The organism is Methylobacterium sp. W2, assembly GCF_020662345.1.
Lineage (GTDB): Bacteria > Pseudomonadota > Alphaproteobacteria > Rhizobiales > Beijerinckiaceae > Methylobacterium.
Genome location: NZ_VMOA01000057.1, coordinates 1 through 16,635, shown reverse-complemented (window position 1 = coordinate 16,635; position 16,635 = coordinate 1). Strand labels below are relative to the sequence as shown.

General features: G+C 63.9%; 19 protein-coding genes. 18 read left to right on the top strand and 1 reads right to left on the bottom strand.

Annotation, left to right across the window (positions count from 1 at the left end; translation table 11 throughout):
• The first annotated feature begins 15 nt into the window (after nt 1–15).
• From FPV16_RS23070 to FPV16_RS22990, 17 genes are all read left to right on the top strand, one after another.
• Nucleotides 16–228 carry a hypothetical protein gene (locus FPV16_RS23070; protein WP_227440872.1) on the top strand — a complete coding sequence of 71 codons (213 nt, stop codon included), beginning with the start codon at nt 16–18 and terminating at the stop codon, nt 226–228.
• 6 nt (nt 229–234) lie between these two features.
• Nucleotides 235–729 carry a head-tail connector protein gene (locus tag FPV16_RS23065; RefSeq protein ID WP_227440871.1) on the top strand — a complete coding sequence of 165 codons (495 nt, stop codon included), beginning with the start codon at nt 235–237 and terminating at the stop codon, nt 727–729.
• On the top strand, nt 729–1,073 hold the full coding sequence (locus tag FPV16_RS23060; RefSeq protein ID WP_227440870.1) for a head-tail adaptor protein: 345 nt from the start codon (nt 729–731) through the stop codon (nt 1,071–1,073). The genes FPV16_RS23065 and FPV16_RS23060 overlap by 1 nt, the downstream gene beginning before the upstream one ends.
• The gene (locus FPV16_RS23055) at nt 1,070–1,474 is read left to right on the top strand and encodes a DUF3168 domain-containing protein (RefSeq protein WP_227440869.1); all 405 of its coding nucleotides are present in this window, start codon (nt 1,070–1,072) and stop codon (nt 1,472–1,474) included. The genes FPV16_RS23060 and FPV16_RS23055 overlap by 4 nt, the downstream gene beginning before the upstream one ends.
• Before the next feature lie 25 nt (nt 1,475–1,499).
• Nucleotides 1,500–1,937, top strand: coding sequence for a phage tail tube protein (locus tag FPV16_RS23050; protein WP_227440868.1), 438 nt, complete (start codon nt 1,500–1,502; stop codon nt 1,935–1,937).
• Nucleotides 1,934–2,398, top strand: a complete 465-nt coding sequence (locus FPV16_RS23045; protein WP_227440867.1) for a gene transfer agent family protein — start codon at nt 1,934–1,936, stop codon at nt 2,396–2,398. The genes FPV16_RS23050 and FPV16_RS23045 overlap by 4 nt, the downstream gene beginning before the upstream one ends.
• A gap of 129 nt (nt 2,399–2,527) precedes the next feature.
• Nucleotides 2,528–2,911 (top strand): GTA-gp10 family protein, encoded by a 384-nt coding sequence (locus tag FPV16_RS23040; protein ID WP_227440866.1) that lies wholly within the window; start codon nt 2,528–2,530, stop codon nt 2,909–2,911.
• Nucleotides 2,908–3,309 (top strand): HK97-gp10 family putative phage morphogenesis protein, encoded by a 402-nt coding sequence (locus tag FPV16_RS23035; protein WP_319802270.1) that lies wholly within the window; start codon nt 2,908–2,910, stop codon nt 3,307–3,309. The genes FPV16_RS23040 and FPV16_RS23035 overlap by 4 nt, the downstream gene beginning before the upstream one ends.
• Before the next feature lie 53 nt (nt 3,310–3,362).
• The gene (locus tag FPV16_RS23030; RefSeq protein ID WP_227440865.1) at nt 3,363–5,513 is read left to right on the top strand and encodes a hypothetical protein; all 2,151 of its coding nucleotides are present in this window, start codon (nt 3,363–3,365) and stop codon (nt 5,511–5,513) included.
• 3 nt (nt 5,514–5,516) lie between these two features.
• Nucleotides 5,517–6,083, top strand: a complete 567-nt coding sequence (locus FPV16_RS23025; protein WP_227440864.1) for a hypothetical protein — start codon at nt 5,517–5,519, stop codon at nt 6,081–6,083.
• 14 nt (nt 6,084–6,097) lie between these two features.
• A complete protein-coding gene (locus FPV16_RS23020) occupies nt 6,098–6,481 on the top strand; it encodes a DUF6950 family protein (protein WP_227440863.1) in 384 nt (127 codons plus the stop codon).
• Nucleotides 6,481–9,141, top strand: coding sequence for a phage tail protein (locus FPV16_RS23015; protein ID WP_227440862.1), 2,661 nt, complete (start codon nt 6,481–6,483; stop codon nt 9,139–9,141). The genes FPV16_RS23020 and FPV16_RS23015 overlap by 1 nt, the downstream gene beginning before the upstream one ends.
• Nucleotides 9,141–9,857: a hypothetical protein gene (locus tag FPV16_RS23010; protein WP_227440861.1), complete on the top strand. Its 717-nt coding sequence runs from the start codon at nt 9,141–9,143 to the stop codon at nt 9,855–9,857. The genes FPV16_RS23015 and FPV16_RS23010 overlap by 1 nt, the downstream gene beginning before the upstream one ends.
• 24 nt (nt 9,858–9,881) lie before the next feature.
• Nucleotides 9,882–12,086, top strand: coding sequence for a hypothetical protein (locus FPV16_RS23005; protein ID WP_227440860.1), 2,205 nt, complete (start codon nt 9,882–9,884; stop codon nt 12,084–12,086).
• Complete coding sequence (locus tag FPV16_RS23000) at nt 12,086–13,684, top strand: FAD-dependent oxidoreductase (RefSeq protein WP_227440859.1); 1,599 nt, start codon at nt 12,086–12,088, stop codon at nt 13,682–13,684. Before FPV16_RS23005 ends, FPV16_RS23000 begins: the two co-directional genes overlap by 1 nt.
• A gap of 230 nt (nt 13,685–13,914) precedes the next feature.
• The gene (locus FPV16_RS22995; protein ID WP_227440858.1) at nt 13,915–14,295 is read left to right on the top strand and encodes a hypothetical protein; all 381 of its coding nucleotides are present in this window, start codon (nt 13,915–13,917) and stop codon (nt 14,293–14,295) included.
• 240 nt (nt 14,296–14,535) lie between these two features.
• Complete coding sequence (locus FPV16_RS22990; protein ID WP_227440857.1) at nt 14,536–15,069, top strand: hypothetical protein; 534 nt, start codon at nt 14,536–14,538, stop codon at nt 15,067–15,069.
• A gap of 228 nt (nt 15,070–15,297) precedes the next feature.
• Here FPV16_RS22990 and FPV16_RS22985 read toward each other — a convergent pair whose 3' ends face one another.
• On the bottom strand, nt 15,298–15,471 hold the full coding sequence (locus FPV16_RS22985; RefSeq protein WP_227440856.1) for a hypothetical protein: 174 nt from the start codon (nt 15,469–15,471) through the stop codon (nt 15,298–15,300).
• A gap of 73 nt (nt 15,472–15,544) precedes the next feature.
• Here FPV16_RS22985 and FPV16_RS22980 point away from each other — a divergent pair, with 73 nt between their 5' ends.
• Nucleotides 15,545–16,186, top strand: a complete 642-nt coding sequence (locus FPV16_RS22980) for a lysozyme (protein ID WP_227440855.1) — start codon at nt 15,545–15,547, stop codon at nt 16,184–16,186.
• Nucleotides 16,187–16,635: the final 449 nt, after the last annotated feature.

The following is a 16,635-nucleotide window of genomic DNA, read 5'->3' as shown; positions in this document are numbered from 1 at the left end:
AGCGTGGGTGAAGAAATGTCCAAGCTCATTGTCCAGTCGCCGTTCTTCCATGACGGCGTCATTCACGACGTCGGAAACCCTATCGAGGTCGACAACGCGACCGACCGTAAAAGCCTCCTCGACCGTGGCATGATCGCGGAAGGTAAGGCCATGGCCGCGCCTCAGAACAAGATGGAGCCGGAGCCGGCCAATAAAGGCGAGACCGCGTCGCGCCGCATCAAGGCCTGACCTTTCATGCGCGCCGTCGTCGTCGTCCCGCCCGATCCACTCATCACCACGGCCCAGGCGAAGAAGCACCTGCGTGTCGAGCATGGTGACGACGATGAGTACATCGCCGACCTTGTCGCCGTAGCGACGGGCTGGCTGGACGGCCCGGAAGGATGGCTTGGGCGGGCGCTCGGGCTACAGACCCTTGAACTGGTGACGCCGGCCTGGGCGTGGGCTTCGGACCGTCGCCTCCCGCTTCCGCCGCTAGTCGAGATCGTCAGCGAGACCGCGGCGGCCGACGAGCGGTCGACTACCGTTCGGTTTGTGGCGGGTTACGGCTTCACCGGAGACGGCGACGAGAAGAAGTGGCTCGGCCCCGCGCCCATCCGCCATGCAATCCTACTCATGGTCGGCCACCTGTACGCCAACCGCGAGGCTGTAACGTCGAGCCAAGCTAAGCCCGAGCAGTTGCCCATGGGCGTCGAGGCGCTGCTCTCCAACACCCGCGTGATGAGCGTCTGATGCCAAGCAGCGGCGATCTGGTCGAGCGCGTCAGCCTCCGCAAGCGCGGGGGCACCGAGGATGCCTACGGCAACACCGTCCCCGGCGACTTCGAGGCGAGGTTCGAGCGGCGCGCTCAGTTCATTATGAAGCCGGGCAGCGAGGCTGTTCTCGCCGTGCGCCTGCAGGGCCAGCAGCCGGTCACGATCATCGTCCGGTTCGACAGCGAGACATCGGCGGTGACCCCGGAATGGGAGGTCGTCGATCTCCGTACGAACACGGTCTACGCGGTCCAAGCTGCGGCCGACATGGACCGCAAGCGCCAGTGGTGGACGATGGTCTGCGTTGCAGGCGAGGCACCATGAGCGATCCGAGCCTCGACCTACAAGGCGCCATCGTCGCCGCCCTGAAGGCCGATCCTGCGGTAACGGCGCTCATCTCCGGGCGCGTTTACGACACTGTGCCGGCCCAGGCGGCTTTCCCCTACGTCACCATCGGCGAGGACCAGACCCTGCCGGCCTGGGCCGATTGCTACGATGGGGCGGACGTCATCCTGACGCTTCACGCCTGGTCGCGGGCCGTCGGCTACCCAGAGGTCAAACGACTTGCTGCGGCGGTCAGCGCGGCGCTCGACGGCGTGGAAGTGACCATCAAGACCATCCGGCTCGTCGACATCTCGTGGACGGGCTCGCGCTTCCTTCGAGATCCAGACGGCAACACCCGCCACGCCGTGATCGGTTTCCGGGCTCTCACCGAACCGACCTGACCCCACATCTACCTGGAGACCTGACATGGCCCGCCCGCAGACCCTTGCTTCGTCCAAGCTGCTCATCAAACTGAGCACCGCCGCCGCTCCGACGGTGTTCGCGCCTCAATGCGGCATCAACTCGAAGAGCTTCAACCGCTCGGCCGAGTCCAAGGATTTCGCGGTCTACGACTGCGACGACCTCGACGCGCCGGCCTGGCTGGAGCGAGAGGTCTCCACCCTGCAGTCCGATGTCAGCGGCAATGGCTGGCTCGTCTTGTCGGGCGCAGATCGGTGGGACGATTGGCTGGAGAAGGGCGATAGCCGCCCGGTCCAGATCGTCATCAACGGGACGCGGACCTACCAGGGCAACTACAAGCTGACGAAGCTCAACTACGGCGCCGAGGAAAAGGACCGCATCAAGGTCGAGATCGGTCTGTCGAGCGACGGCCCTGTCACCAAGATCGCCCCGGTGACCCCGTGAGCGCAGACGGGTCCGTTACCCTCCCGTTCGCGGACGGCGAATATCGCTTCCGCCTCGCGATCGGCGAGCTGCGGATGCTTCAGCAGTCCGTGAACGTCGCCCGCATCGAGGCGGGTGAGAAGCCGGTCGGCCCTCGCCGGCTGCTCGAAGACATGGGCGCTGGTTCCTGGTGGATCGACGACGCCAGGGAGACCATCCGGCTCGGCCTCATCGGTGGTGGAGTGGAGCCTGCGAAGGCCGTTCGCCTCGTCCGCCAGTATGCCGACCCGCCTCGGTTGATCCGCGGCAGCCTCGTCCTCGCGAGGGCCATCCTGATCGCGTCGCTGATCGGCGAACCGGATGATCCCGTCGAGGGAAACGGATCGACGGAGAAGGCCACGACCGAGGCGATGACGACCGCCTCGCCTTCTCCGATTTCTACGCCACCGGCGGCGCCATCGGCTGGTCAAGCCGAGACGTAGACGAGGCCAGCCTCTGGCAGCTGTCGGCCGCCGTGGCCGGCTGGAACCGCTCGCAGGGCGGCGACGACAGCCCGCCTCCGTTGGGCGGCGATGAGTTCGACGAGATGCTGATGAAGGATGCCGGTCTCGATGCCTGACGCAACCGAAGCCGCCGCACTGACGCACGTCGAGGCCATCGTGCGCGGCAAGTCCTACACCTTCCGTTTGGAGCCCGGCGCACATTGGGCCGAGATCCATCGCGTCTGGTTCGGCCCGCTGCTCGCCCTTCATCAGCGCATTCTCATCGGCGACTGGAGCTCCGACGAACTGCTCCGGGTTATGGCGGTCGCCTGCATCGATGCGCCTGGCCGGGCCTGGGCTGTCGCTCCGGATCTTGAGGACGCTTTGTCGTCTCAGCCCGCCGCCACCTACGCCCCGCTCGTTGCCCGCATCCTTGAGGCGCATCTGTTCGGCATCGAGCCGGCCCTTTCCACGTGGACGGAGACCGACGCCTTCGCGCGAGCGGCCGTATGATTACGATGGGCTTCGAGGGTCTCTCGACGCTCATCCTGTCATCGACCCGTAAGGCTCGCCTGCGGAGCCGTATCGTCGATGCCTTGGAGGCCGCAGCCGAGCCGGTGGCCGACGAGATCCGGGCCGGCGCGCCGGAGAAAAGCGACGGGCTCAGAGATAGCGTCCGTGTCGAGCGGGACGAGAAGAACCTGAAGGTGACCATCAGCGCAGGCGGCACGCCGGAGACCGAGCGGCCATCCGGCAACGGCATCACCTACGACGAAGCGGTGCTGACGGAATTCGGCACCGTGCATCAGCCGGCGCACCCGTTCTTCTTCCCGCCGATCAATGAGCACGCAGACGAGCTTGAGAGCGCGGCATCCAGTGCCGTGTCTGGCGCGCTGGGGGATGATGAGTAGTGGCAGGCCTCAACTTCCCCATCGGCGCCAACATAACGGCCTTCGACTCTGCCATGAGCCGCGTGCGCGATATCGCGGCAAAGCGGTCGGCCGATATGCTCGGAAATTTCCAGAGCGCGGCCAAGGGGATTGATGTGGCCTTCGCCGGCATCACCGCCGTCAACAAGATCCCCGGCGCGCTGAACACCATCACCACCGCTGCAAAACTGGCCGTGGCAGGCTTCGTCGCGTTCCAGGTCGCCAGCCTCGTCCTCGAAGGCATGGCTGCGGCGGCACGGGCAGCGGGTGAAGCCCTCGACGGCATGGCCAAGATAGGAGAGGACGCGGCGCGGCTCGGCATCTCGACCACGTTCCTTCAGACCTACCAGGCGCAGGCTCGGTCTCTAAAGGTGGACGTTGACGACCTCACCAAGTCGCTCGACATGGCGAAGGCCGCCTTCACCGTGAAACAGGGAGAGGGCGGCACCGACGCGCGCAACAGCAGCGCCTTCGAGGCACGACTTCGCCAGCAGATGGGCGCCGGCAACGTCACGTCCGATCAGGTGAACCAGTTCACAGGCGCGAGCGGGCTTGAGGCGCAGTATCGGGCGGCCCTCGACATCGTCACGGAGCTCCAGGCGAAGGGGGCGGACCTCGCCGCCCTCGACCTCGCTTCGAAGATTTTCCCGCCTGAGCTCGTCGACCGTATCCGCGCTGGCACCCTCGACATCGACAAGTTCAAGAAGTCGATCAACGACGTGAAGAACCCCGATCTCGTCCTGCTCAAGCCGGAAGAGATCACCCGCGCTCAAGAGTTGAAGCGTCGTCTCGATGAGGCGCAGGCGACGCTCGACGCAGCTGGTCGCGAATTCAACACCGAGCTCGCCCGCGCCGGCATGGGGCTGCGCGAGGATGCGATCGCCTGGAAGGAGCTGATGGCCGGCGGCGCTCGGGCCGCCGTCAGCATCCTTAAGCAGGCTCGCGAATATGCCGAGCAGATGCGGAACACCGAGCCGGCCATCCTCGGTCGCGACGTTTTCCGTGAAGAGGATATGCCCAAGTCTGGCTTGCAGAAGGACATCGGAAGGACCGAGACGGTCAATCCGACCAGCGACGCCGACATGAACAACGCGCTCAACAAGCTGCGTGGCAATCTCGGCAACCGGACGCTGATCGACCAGGCGCAGCGGGCTTCGCGCGATATGCTCGCGCCCTTTCAGAAAGACACCACCAAGCCGATCATCACGGCGCCGAAAACGAAGACGCCGACGAGCACGACTCCGACCGAAACCCTCAACCAGGTCGAGACCTACATCAACAGCCTGGAGCGCACGACGGCGTCGCTGAAGGCCGAGGCCGAGGCCTCCGGCAAGTCGAATGCCGAGCGCACGACGGCCATCAACCTCGCCCGCGCCGAGGAACTGGCGAAGCAGAACAACCTCACCCTGTCCGAAGCTGAAATCGCCCGGATCAAGGAGACGTCAGCAGCCACCGCCGAATACCGCGATCGGCTGGAGGAGGTCCGCGAGCAGCAGGCGATGATCCGCGACATGGGCGGGACCGTCCTGCGCGGCATCGTCTCCGACATCCGCGCTGGCGTGAGCGGGATGCAGCTCCTCACGAACGCCGCCAGCCGTTTCCTCGATAAGCTGATCGAGGTGGGCGAACAGGGCCTGATCGACAGCCTGTTCGGCAAAAGCGGCGGGGCCGGTGGAAGCGGGCTCCTCGGCAGCGTGTTCAGCAGCCTCCTCGGTGGCGGTGCCAGTCTCGGCTCTGGCAGCCCGGATCTGAGCGTCGGGTCCGATGCTTCCTGGCTGTTTGATACTGGCGGCTACACCGGCCCTGGCGGGAAGCACGAGCCGGGCGGCATCGTCCATAAGGGCGAGATCGTTTTCAGCCAGGACGATATCCGTAGGAACGGTGGCGTCCGGAACGTCGAGCGCATGCGCCGTGCGACGCAGGGCTACGCGGCCGGTGGCTACGTCGCCGCTGGTGGATCGGTTCCGAGCCCAGCCTCCCCGTCGGTCCTAAAGGTCGTTCCGGTCATGCCGGCGGCGCCCGCTCAAAAGCCGGCTCCGATGTCTGGCCCCATCACCATCGGCGGGACCATGCTCAGCATCACGCAGCCCGGCGCTTCGATCCAAGAAATCCGTCTGCTCCTCGAAGATCATGACCGGGCTCTCCCGGCCAAGGTGCGAGACATCCAGCGGCGAGCGGGGGCTTAACCCTTGGGTTATTTCGATGCGACCCGCGCGGCGGCCCTGCGCGGCGATGTCATCCGTGCCGCGCTCCTGGTGTTCTTCGATTTTCGCGACGATCCCGGCCGCTTTTGGTTGGGCACGGGATCGCTGCGGACGCTCGACGGCAACGTCTGGCGCGGATCCGAGGGCATGGGCAAGATCGCCGGCCTCGATAGCCCGGTGGGGACCACGGCCCCCGTTGCCACCTTCACGCTCGCCGGAACGAATGCGCGCACGGCGGCGCTCGCGCGGAGCCAGCGCACCCTGGTCAAGGGCCGTGACGTTTGGGTCTACATCCAGTTCTTCACCGATACCTGGGCGCTGCTCGATCAGCCGGCCGTCATCTGGCAGGGCGAGATGGACCAGATGAAGTACGAGGCCAAAGGCAACGGCGTCTTCAATGTCAGCCTGTCGGCTGAGTGCCCTTGGGCGAACCGTTCTAAGGCACCCTACGGCTACCTGACCGACACGGATCAGAACGCCCGGTTCCCTGGCGACCGCGGGCTTGAGCAGGTAGCGAGCCTTCCCGGCAAGACGATCTACTGGCCCGCGTGAACGCTGGACGACTGGTGCGACTCCGTCAGCATCTGACCATTGGCGCCGCTTCTCCCTTCGTATGGGGGCGGTGCGATTGCTCGCTCTGGCCCTGCGACTGGATCGCCGGCGAGGTCGGGATCGATCCTGCAGCGCACCTGCGCGGCACCTATCACGACGCCCTGTCCTGCGCCCGGCTCCTCAAGCGCGAGGGCGGCCTGCCAGCCCTTGCCGCCAGCCTCGCCGTCACGGCCGGGCTGGCTCGAACTGCCGACCCCGCCCCCGGCGATGTCGGCGTCATCGAAACCCGGATTGGTGCATTCCTGATGCTGAATTGCTCCGGCTCTGGTTGGGCCTGGAAAACTCGCGACGGCGTCCTGTTCGGCTCGGCCGCCCCTCTCATGGCGTGGTCTGTCTGATGGCGGAGACGATCGGTTTCGCCATCCTGAGTGCGCTGGCGGAGGCTGGCGTTACCGCTGCCGCTGGTGCCAGCGCTGCGGCGGCCACCGCCGTCGGCAGCGCGGCGATCCTGGGAGCATCGCTGGGTGGTCAGCTTCTCATCAGCGCGCTCACCGCGCCCAAGCAGCGGGATCAGGCGCAGCAGGCCACGCTCAACGAGGCGATGGGTGCGCGCATCCGGATCTACGGCCGCGCGATGGTGGGCGGCAAGCGGGCGTTCTGGGACGCTCGAAACAACAACCTCTATCAGATCATCATGATTGCCACCGATCGCATTGACGGCATCGAGCAATACTGGATCGGGGACAGGCACATCTCGACAAGCGAAGGTGAAGCCGGCGGCGCCACGATTGATTACCCATACTTCCAGCGCATCCAGTTCGAGGCGAAGCTCGGAGATAAGAACCAGGCGGCCTCCGGCATCATCAGGCTTGCATATCCGGAGATGTGGACCGCGGCGCATCAGCTAAACGGTATCGCTTACGTCGCATGCCTCTTCCTCGGTGTGAAAAAGGAAGAGGTGTCGATCATCTATCCGCAGGGGTACGCGACGGTTCTCCGTTTCGTCGTTCGAGGCGCCCGCGTCTGGGATACGAGCAATTCGGCTCAAGATCCTGACAACGACGCAACCTGGGCTTTTTCCGAAAGCCCGGCCCTGTGCATCCTCGACTACCTGCGCCACCGTGACGGGATGCGGTTCGCCCGCTCGCGCATGGACGTGCCCTCGTTCGAGGCCTTTCGCGCCGAGTGCGCCGAGGCCGTGGCGCGCAAGGATGGGACGCTTGAGCCGCGCTACCGGATCGGCGGCACCTACAGCCTGCTAGAGGCTCCGAAGAACGTCCTCGCTCGCATGTGCGACACCTGCGATGCGCAGCTTGTGCGCCGGCCGTCCGGTCTGATCGGCATCCGCGGGGGCAAGTATGTGGCTCCCCTCGTCAACATCTCCACCAAGAACATCGTCACTGCATCGGTGACCGACGGCGTAGACAAGCTCGACGCCTATAACCGGATGAGCGTGTCCTACACGGACCCAGATAATTTCTACGGCCCGACCGAGCTCCTCTCACGCAAGGACGAAGCATCGCAGGCCCGTGTCGGGCAACTCGATACCGGCTTGGACTTGGTCATGGTCCCGAGTTGGACGCAGGCCGCGCGCCTCGCGAAGATCCGCTTCGACAACGACAACCCGGATTGGAAGGGCACGCTCGGGACCGACTTTTCCGTCCTCGACGCCCTCGACCAAGAAACGGCACAGGTCACCTTCGATCCGGTGCCGGAGATTGGGCCGCTGATCGATGCGCCTTGCCGGCTGTCATCGTTCTCCATCCGCGGCGAGCTTTCCGGCTGCGACGTCGGCTTCGCGTCTGTCCGGCCGTCGACCTACCAGTGGGATCCGGCAACCGAGGAGCCGCCGCGCCCGACGGCGCCCACGGCCATCCAAAGCATCGACGTGATCGCTAAGCCGATCGTCAGCATCCGCGCGGAGCGCCGAGCGATCGGCAATGGAACGGTGGGCGTCTGGGCCGTGGTCACATGGCTGGCGTCGAGCCGTGCCGACGTGATCCCTGAGGCTCAGGTCAAGCTCACGGGCTCCCCTGACACAGAATATCGGCAGATCGGCATTCGTGCCGACAGCCTGTCCGCCGAAGCCGGCCCGCTGACCGACACGCAGTCCTTTACCTTTCGCGTCCGCTTCCGGATCGGCGGCAAGTTTTCCGATTGGAGCGACACGGCAACGCTTGCAGTGACGGCCGACGCGACGGCGCCAGCCGTGCCGACCTACACGTCCGCGACGATCAACGGCAACGTCGTCACCCACTCGTTCAAGCAGTCCAGTTCCGGCAACGCACGCGGCATCCAGGTCTTTCAGGCGGTCGGGTATGGAAAAACCCTTGCCGATGTCGTGGCTCTCCCGCCGGTTCTGGCGGAAGGGCCGAACCAGTCCGACACTACGACCACGCCCGTTGATGTCGGCGTCTACACCTATGGCATCAAGTCTCTGAACGGGTCGGATGTCGCGAGTGCCGCGGCCGGCCCGAAAGTGATCGTGGCGGCATCGCAGCCGGGCAACGTCACGCAGTTTCCGAACGACCTGAGCAACGCGGTCTGGATCAAGACCGGCATCGGCCAGCCGGTGGCGCAGGGAACGGGGCCGGACGGCGCTCAGGCGACTTTCCTGCCCGAGACGGCGACCGGGACTGCGACCACCCACACGGTGGCCTACAAGGCGACGGGGCTGACCTCAGGCAGCAAGCTCCGCGCGATCTGGGGTCTGAAGGCCGCCGGCCGCTCGGCGGGTCGCATCGACCTCATCAACAGCGGCGGTACGGGCTCTGGCGATTACATCCGGGCAACGTTCGATCTTACTGCCGGGACCATTAGCATAGGTAATCCGAGCGGCACGACCTTTAGCGGCGCGACGGCGACAATTCAGAAAGTCTCCCCTGATTTCTACCTGCTGATCCTGACCGCCAACACATCAGCCTCCGCCGGCACGACCGGCGCCATGGCCGTAGAGAGTCGTCTCAACCTCAGCACCGGGGGCACGACTATCTCCTACGCCGGCGATACCACCAAAGGCCTACTGGCCTGGGCCTGCTCTCTTGCTCCGGTGACCTGATGGCATCTCTTCCCTGGCCTTCGGTTCTCCGGATCGCATCGGAACGGTGGAACCCGAACAAGGGCACATCAAAGAGCGGCGGCCGGTCTGTCACCAACCAGGAACTGATCGTCGTCGGGCCGTCCGGCTACATCACCGCGAGCCTGACCATTCCCGTCAATCGACCGGCGGAAGTCCTCGCTATGCGGGCGCTCCTTGCCGGGCTTGATGGTCGAGCCGGGACGGTCTTGGTCGGTCCACGCGAGGGGGCGCGAGTGCCCTGGGCCACAGACCCACTGACGGGCGGCCGCATCTCTCGATGCAGGGGCGATAAGGATGCGGCTCGCGACCCTGCCTGGGATGCGAACGTAGACACGTCAGCGGATCTCGATTTCCGGCTGGCTCTCGCGGCGGCGCTCAATGCCACGGCCTTGACCATCCAGCGCAACCGCGGCGGCTTCCTGATCCCCGGCATGATGTTCAGCATCGCCGGGCGCCTTCACATCATCACGTCTCTTGCCAGTCCCGACCCGGCCGGTGCCGGGGGGCTGCCCGCGCCCGGCAACATCAGCGTTGTAGTTCGCCCCTGGCTGCGGGCGGACTATGCGGCGGGCGCCGCACTGGAATTCGCTCGACCGCTCTGCGTGATGCGTCGCGCGTCCGACGATGACGCTGAGATCGAGCTGCAGCTTTCGCGGTTCGGCACCGTGACCCTCGACCTCGTCGAAGCCTTCTAGCACCTCTTCCAAACCGAGGACCGCATGGCCCTATCTCAACTCTCGTCTTCGGACGCGGGCGCAGACGCGCGCAATAAGATCAACCCGGCCATCGCCGAGGCGGACAAGGTTGCTGGCCTCGCGGCTGTCCTTGCGGCGCTCCAGATCCGCCTCGCGCCCTACGAGGATCTGGTCGGCAGCGCGCCAGATCGGCCGGGCGATGCCAAGACGTTGTTCACGCGCGTGATGACCGGCGCTCCGAAGCTACGGCCAGCCTTGGACAGGGGCACGATCGAGGACGGCGGCGACCTCGGCCAGGTGCTGCGCATCTCCGGCGCCGATGCCGACCCTGTGTCCGGCTACATCGATGTTGCTCCGCGGCGCGCATACTACATGCGCCCCGGCCGCGCGTACCTCGTCCAGCACTATTTCAAGCGGGCGCAGAACCCGAGCGACCCGCTGCAGCATGCGGTCGAACTGCGGTTCCAGAACCTGTCGTCGACCTTCGGGCAGGTGAGCAACGTCCGGCTCGGCGGCATCTATCAGCCTACGGTTCAAGACGGCGCCTTCTTCGTCGATACGTTCATCGGCAAGGACGGAGCGCCTGGTGCGCCAAGTTATATCGTCCCACCGACGTCGGCCTATGGCGTTCCGTTCTTTCGGATTTACGGCAACGGCCACCAGACCGATCTAGGCTTCTTGCGCCTTTATGACGTGTCGGACGCGCTGGCCGGCGGCGCGGACGTGGCTTCGATCTTGGCGCGGGTGAAGAAGCTCGAAGACGGGCAGCTTGCAGGCGTCACCTTTGCGTCGAGTTGGGCTGATCTTGCGAGCCGCGTCGGCAAGGTGGTTGGCGCAGGGGCGACTGTTCCAGACAGCGACACTGGAACTCACACGGACCCTGTCACCGGCACGGCCGCCACGCCAAACCCGGGTCGATACACGTGGTCGGTATCACCCCAGGGCTGGCAATGGGTCAGCGTCACCGATGCGCGCCAAGCTGCTGACTTCGTTGGAAGTGCTGCGACTGCAATGGCCGACCCCCTGGTCGATGATGACGGGTTCCTGATCTGGGACGCCAGCACACAAAAGATCAAAAAACTTCTTTCGCCCCAATTTCTCGCCTACATCGAAAGCATCTCCATGGGACCGAAGACTTATCCCAGCTGGCCCAAGATTTTCGGGCAGGCGAAAAGCCGCGTCATCTCTCTCGAAGATCCAGAGAGGCGGAATATTCTCCTGCAAGCACCTGAGGGTGCCGACATGGCGATCAACTTCAACTACAAAAAAGCAACTTTCGATCCTGTCGGCGACGATACTGTGCCGAGCGCCATCCTGTTCAATGGCGACTCTGCGGAGTACGGCGATGTTGGGCCTGGCGTCATCTCAGTCGCTCTACGCCCGGCCGAGGGAAAAACGGCATCATTTCCGGCCCCGGTATTCTGTCGCTTTGATCGCCTTTCGGTCGGCTTCCCTACGGGCCAGACTTATGGCGACGACGTCATGGCGCGCTGGCCTGATGAGGTGCATCCGCTCGTCCGAAAGCAGATGCGGACGTCTCTCAACAGCCTGAACACCAAGGGCGTCCTTGACGTCGATGGAACCGGCGCCGTGAAGTTCTTCATGCGCGCCACCGGCTCGGCGAAGAACGACCGGATCAACCTTGCAAATCCGGACGGCAAAAAGGTCACCTACGTTCCGGGCAGCACGGGCATCACCTATGACCCCGCCGGCTTTATCCAGGGCGGTGGAACGAACGCCTTCGGGAACACCGGCTTGCTGGTCGACGACCTTGGCTTCGCGCTCGATAGCCAGTTCATGATGCTTCAGCCGTTCGATACCACCATCGATGCGAACGGCATCGGCATGGGCGACTCCAGCGTCCTGTATCTAACCGCAAACAGGGACAACAGCAGAGGCGCGGCCAGGTCTGGGCCTGAAGTCCGCAACGTACTTTCTCTGGCTGGCAAGAGCGTTGCGCTAAACCGCATCAGTGCAACGCAGTTCGAGACGTTCACGGGCGGCGTATTTGACTTTGTCACAAGCAGCACCATCGCAACGATGCCAAGCGGCCCGCTGAACGTCATGGCGACCTATGCTTCCACCAGCGGCTTTACTGCCGCCTCGCCTCTTAAGTGGCGATACTTCATGGCCGGACGGACCCTGGGCGCGCGCACCACCATCGCGGCCATCGAAACCGAAATGGCCGCCATTAACGCAGTGTTCAGCCAGGTCAACGGAGGCGTCTAATGGCCAATACGAACCCCTACGTCGTCTGGGCCGCGACTCCGGCCGGCATCCTTGCTGCTGTCGATGCAGCCCGCCAAGGCGCGAAGGTCAAGCTGCTTGAGCCGTCGAACAACATCGGCGGCGTCATGACACGCGGCGCCCTGTGCCAAACGGACAACGAAGCCGAGCCCGCCATCAATCCAGGCTCGGACAACAGCCGCTGGGGCCTATCGAAGGAGGTGACGGAATACTGGCAGGCACAGGTTCCTGGCGGGACGCCAAAGATCAAGCCGACCTTCAAGGTGGCCCAGGACAAGTTCGACTCGATGATCGCTAACGAGCCGAACATTACCCTGGTGACCGGCGTCGATATTCAAACCCCGATCCGTGATGGCGTCACCGGCCGTTGCACGGGCTTCAACACGACCATCGGTGTCATCGCCGGTGATAACTGGAACGATGCCAGCTACGAAGGCGACATGGCATACAAGCTCGGCTGCTTTACCAGCATGGGCCGGGAGAACTCTCTGGCGGTGAACGAGATCACCGCCGGCATGCGGCCGCCGACCAAAGATTTGAAGCCCCTTGCCGGCCAAGGTCCTATCGGCATCGACCCGCTCACAGGCCAGCGTCGGAAGGGGATCGATCCGCGCCCCAACCAGCTGCCGGGGATGGCCGACCGCCGCCTGATGGCGTTCATGACGCGCACGTTCATGACCCGCGATCCCGACGGCATCAAGTTCGCAACTCTGAACGTCAATCCGGACCCGGAGCTATACCGCGCCGATCTCGAAGTCCTTGTCGCGAACAAGGAGACCGAGATGCCGGCGTCACCGGGTGAGCCGCTTCTGCCAGCCGCGAAGATCCGGCCGACCGACGATCACGCCATCTCCTACGTGGACGTGAACAACGGCGGCCTCGGCCCTGCAGGTCTGAACCTCATCAACGGCTGGAACGACTGGCCGAACGCCACCTGGGCGCAGCGGTTCGCCATGCGAGACGCCTACCTGATCTATAAGGCGGGGTTCCTGAAGACCATTTGCACCAACACCGAGTGGGCGAGCCGCCTGCCGGAACTCGTCGCAGACACGAAGTCCTGGGGACTCGTCCCTGGCCTGTTCACGAACAGCATCATTCCCGGCATGTCCGAGGCCATCTACGTTCGCAGGATGCGGCGCTTGGTCGGACAAGCCGAACTCGTCATGCAGTCATGGGTCGGGCCTGAGAAGAACAACGTCCCTGAGCCGGTGACCATGTTCGGCTACCCCCACATCGATGCGCACTGGTATCAGCGCTACATCGGCAACGCGGGCCGCGTGCTCCTTGAGGGGGGCGGCGGGCTGAACGGCGGTTACGGTGAGGCCGTCTCCACCCTTCTACCCTTCGGCGCCTTGAAGGCCCGATTGACCGACTGCCGGAACCTGATGGTCTCCTGCGTCGCCTCCGGGACGATGATGGGCTCGATCAACGATCGCATCGAGCTTTCATGGATGCGCTTCGGCAACGTGAGCGGCTGCGCTGGCGGCCTCGCTCAGCTCGCCGGCATCGATACCGGCGCTCTCCCCTACGCGATGCTGCGTCCTGCCCTGGTGGCGCGCGGCTCCCGGCTGGTTCACTGAGGATCTGACGCATGGCTGGATTTCGAGCCCTATCCGGGGGCCGCCGATCGTCTGGAACGGCGTCTGCTCCTTTTCCGGTGCTTCGCGGAAAGGGGTTCTTAGCAGGCGATGCGGGCGGTGCCGTCGCTCGTGCGCTGCTGCAGGCCGGTGCAATCCGTATCAGCGAGCCGAACGGCATTGGCGCAGACCCCGTTATCTACTCGCTGCCTGGTCCGGTTGAGATCGCCCGCGTGAAGGTAGACCTCACCCAGGATGCGACGGAGATCGTGTTTGAGGGTGAGCTGCTGGACGTCGAGGTCACGCAGGTGGTTCTGCGCGACTTCTCGGCGGTCCCAGCCGCCAGCGTCCAGTTCGGGCTCTACAGCTACTATCGGGCTGGTGTGACGCCGGTCCCTCTGACCGCGATCATGCCCAGCACGACGCCGATCAATCCAACAGGCGACATCGCCGCCGCGACCCTCGAAATGGACCTGTTCAAGTTCATTCCGAAGCCTCGCGTGCGCCGGCTCGGGGAGCTCCACCTCGTGGCCGGCGTCAAGAGCGCGGTGCCGCTGACCGCCACCCTCGTCGTTCGCGCCGAACCGAACTGGATGAAGACCTGGGCGGGTTGAGAGGGGCGGGGCTCACCCGACAACCTTGCATGTCTACAGCATCATTTCCGGAGGCTCATTTGATTGTGCCCCAATGCGCTTCGGTGCCCATACGCCATGGCCAAGATTTTTTAGCGGGCGCCCATATTCTGACTCCACACCGATCTGCGGACAGGGCATCAGTGATGGATGCTTTTGAGACCGAACCTCCGTGGCACTGTCAGCAGGATTTTTGGCTTCGCCTTCATATCGCTATGCGGTGTGAACATCGAAGAGTTGGCCAAAAAATTTGGCGGCGATCAGATATTGGCGTCCAACATTGGAGGCGTCATGTCTTGGCTCTCTGAGATAGGTAGCAACCCTATTTATCACATTAGTTTGGCTGCAATTTCCGGTCTTTTTGCAGGTGTTTGGCTGGATACGCTCGCTAAGCGATTTGATAGGAGCAGGCCATCCGACCCCGAGGGCTGGCAACAGCTAGCGCGGGACATGGAATGGCAAGCAACGGTTCTGCAAAAAGCTTTTGATGAGCCTGGTAAGCGCGCCGAAATCATCAAAGCTACCTTTGACGTCAACGCCATTCTCGTCCGGCTGGAAAAGAAAGGCTTCATCGCCTTCAAAGGTATAGACCGAAATAAAGGCCAGGGCTGGGCTCGGGCGATCCCTCGATATTTCAGGCAGATCTCCCCCCTTATTAAGGATGGAAGCATCCAGGAAGCGAAAGGGGTCGACGCGCATTACGCCAACGCGGAGCCTGTTTTGATCCAGCTGCGCAAGTCCGCCGAGCAGAAATAGGCTGACGGCGCCCGCCTCGTCTGATGACGCGCACCCCAGTCGGACCCTAAGGCCGGCGGCGGAGTTCGGGGTGAGACCAATGCGGGCCGAGCAGCAAATTCGCGGTCGGCCGCTCAGCCCGCCGCAACTCAACCTGAATTCGCGGTCAGGCGAGCAGCGTGGCTGCACTAACAGTTGTTAAGTTAAGCAGTCAATGCCCTCTCGGGGCCTGTCGTTTAAAGCGCCGGCTTATGCCGTCAGCCACCTGCTGAGGGACACAGCGCCAAACGCCATTGCGCCAAGGCCGGCTGCTTCTACCCCGATCAAAAAGCCCAGCACAGCGACCGTTCGAAGCCGGTCCACAAAGACGTCGACGAAGTGATCTTCCGGCTCCGGCAAATGCCCGTTGTCGAAGTGCTGCATCCCAAAATCCGCCCCGGTCTGAGAAGCCGACCGTAGGCAGTTAATATTGCATTCACCATTCGGGAGACTACGCATGGCCGCGTCCGCCATCATGACGCCGCTTGGCCTTGCCGCGCTCAAATCGCGGGAAGGTGTGCGGCTGAAGGCCTACCTCGACAGCGTCGGTGTGCCGACGATCGGCTATGGCCACACCAAGGGCGTCAAGCTCGGCCAGGTCATCACGCAGGCCCAGGCCGATGCGTTCTTTCTTGAGGATCTGGCCTCGCACGCCCTGCCGATCCTGTCGTGCATCAAGGTCCCGGTGGCGGACCACGAGCGAGATGCTCTGATCTCCATCGCCTTCAACATAGGCGTGGGCGGCTTCACCGGCTCGACGTTCCTGCGCCTGCTCAATGCCGGCGACCGGAAGGGCTGCTCCACCGCGATCATGTCGTGGACGAAGAACAAGGAACTGATCTCCCGGCGCACGGCCGAACGCGACCAGTTCCTGACGCCCTACCCCAAGGCGGCGCCGAAGGCCCGAAGCACCGATGCGAAGCCGGTTAGCGCGCCGCTCTCCACGCTGGTGCCGCTCGATGTGCCGCCGATTGTTGCACCGCCTGCGCCCGTGGTGATCCTGTCTGACGTCAAGGCGCCTCCCGCGGCAATTGCCTCGGCTAAACCGACTTGGAGCTCACGTCTGGCCTTATGGTTGATGCGGCCTTGGATAGGATAGGGTCACCGTTCGCAGTAAAGTCGTAGCACTACCTCGCAGATCAATTTCATATCTTCGAGCCCCACCGGTAGTGACCCAATTTCGAGAGGCTGATTTTCACCTAATTTTGTAATTGTGTATCCGTGTCCAAACTCCGTTACTGCGTACACCCTTGCCCTGAATATCTCGCTTCCGTCCGTGCTGTTCCGTTCTAAATAGAAATTTCCATCGCCCTGGTGACACCAAACGTGGGGCATTGTCGGTAGTCCTCACGGTTCCGCACCACTACCAATTCTTGGCGCAATAAGTTCCGTCACCGGCTTCCAAACATTGAGAGACCATAATGACCCGCAAGCTTCTGCTCGCGGCGCTGGCGTTCGCCTGTGTCGCCATCTCCCTCGTCCTGCCGCTCGCGGCCTTCGCGCAGGCAGTCACCACCACGCCGAACCTCACCCCGGCCGTGGTCATCC

Coding starts and splice junctions, on each gene's coding strand:
- FPV16_RS23070 (WP_227440872.1), top strand. CDS start 16: ATGTCCAAGCTCATTGTCCAGTCGCCGTTCTTCCATGACGGCGTCATT.
- FPV16_RS23065 (WP_227440871.1), top strand. CDS start 235: ATGCGCGCCGTCGTCGTCGTCCCGCCCGATCCACTCATCACCACGGCC.
- FPV16_RS23060 (WP_227440870.1), top strand. CDS start 729: ATGCCAAGCAGCGGCGATCTGGTCGAGCGCGTCAGCCTCCGCAAGCGC.
- FPV16_RS23055 (WP_227440869.1), top strand. CDS start 1,070: ATGAGCGATCCGAGCCTCGACCTACAAGGCGCCATCGTCGCCGCCCTG.
- FPV16_RS23050 (WP_227440868.1), top strand. CDS start 1,500: ATGGCCCGCCCGCAGACCCTTGCTTCGTCCAAGCTGCTCATCAAACTG.
- FPV16_RS23040 (WP_227440866.1), top strand. CDS start 2,528: ATGCCTGACGCAACCGAAGCCGCCGCACTGACGCACGTCGAGGCCATC.
- FPV16_RS23035 (WP_319802270.1), top strand. CDS start 2,908: ATGATTACGATGGGCTTCGAGGGTCTCTCGACGCTCATCCTGTCATCG.
- FPV16_RS23030 (WP_227440865.1), top strand. CDS start 3,363: ATGAGCCGCGTGCGCGATATCGCGGCAAAGCGGTCGGCCGATATGCTC.
- FPV16_RS23015 (WP_227440862.1), top strand. CDS start 6,481: ATGGCGGAGACGATCGGTTTCGCCATCCTGAGTGCGCTGGCGGAGGCT.
- FPV16_RS23010 (WP_227440861.1), top strand. CDS start 9,141: ATGGCATCTCTTCCCTGGCCTTCGGTTCTCCGGATCGCATCGGAACGG.
- FPV16_RS23005 (WP_227440860.1), top strand. CDS start 9,882: ATGGCCCTATCTCAACTCTCGTCTTCGGACGCGGGCGCAGACGCGCGC.
- FPV16_RS23000 (WP_227440859.1), top strand. CDS start 12,086: ATGGCCAATACGAACCCCTACGTCGTCTGGGCCGCGACTCCGGCCGGC.
- FPV16_RS22985 (WP_227440856.1), bottom strand. CDS start 15,471: ATGCAGCACTTCGACAACGGGCATTTGCCGGAGCCGGAAGATCACTTC.
- FPV16_RS22980 (WP_227440855.1), top strand. CDS start 15,545: ATGGCCGCGTCCGCCATCATGACGCCGCTTGGCCTTGCCGCGCTCAAA.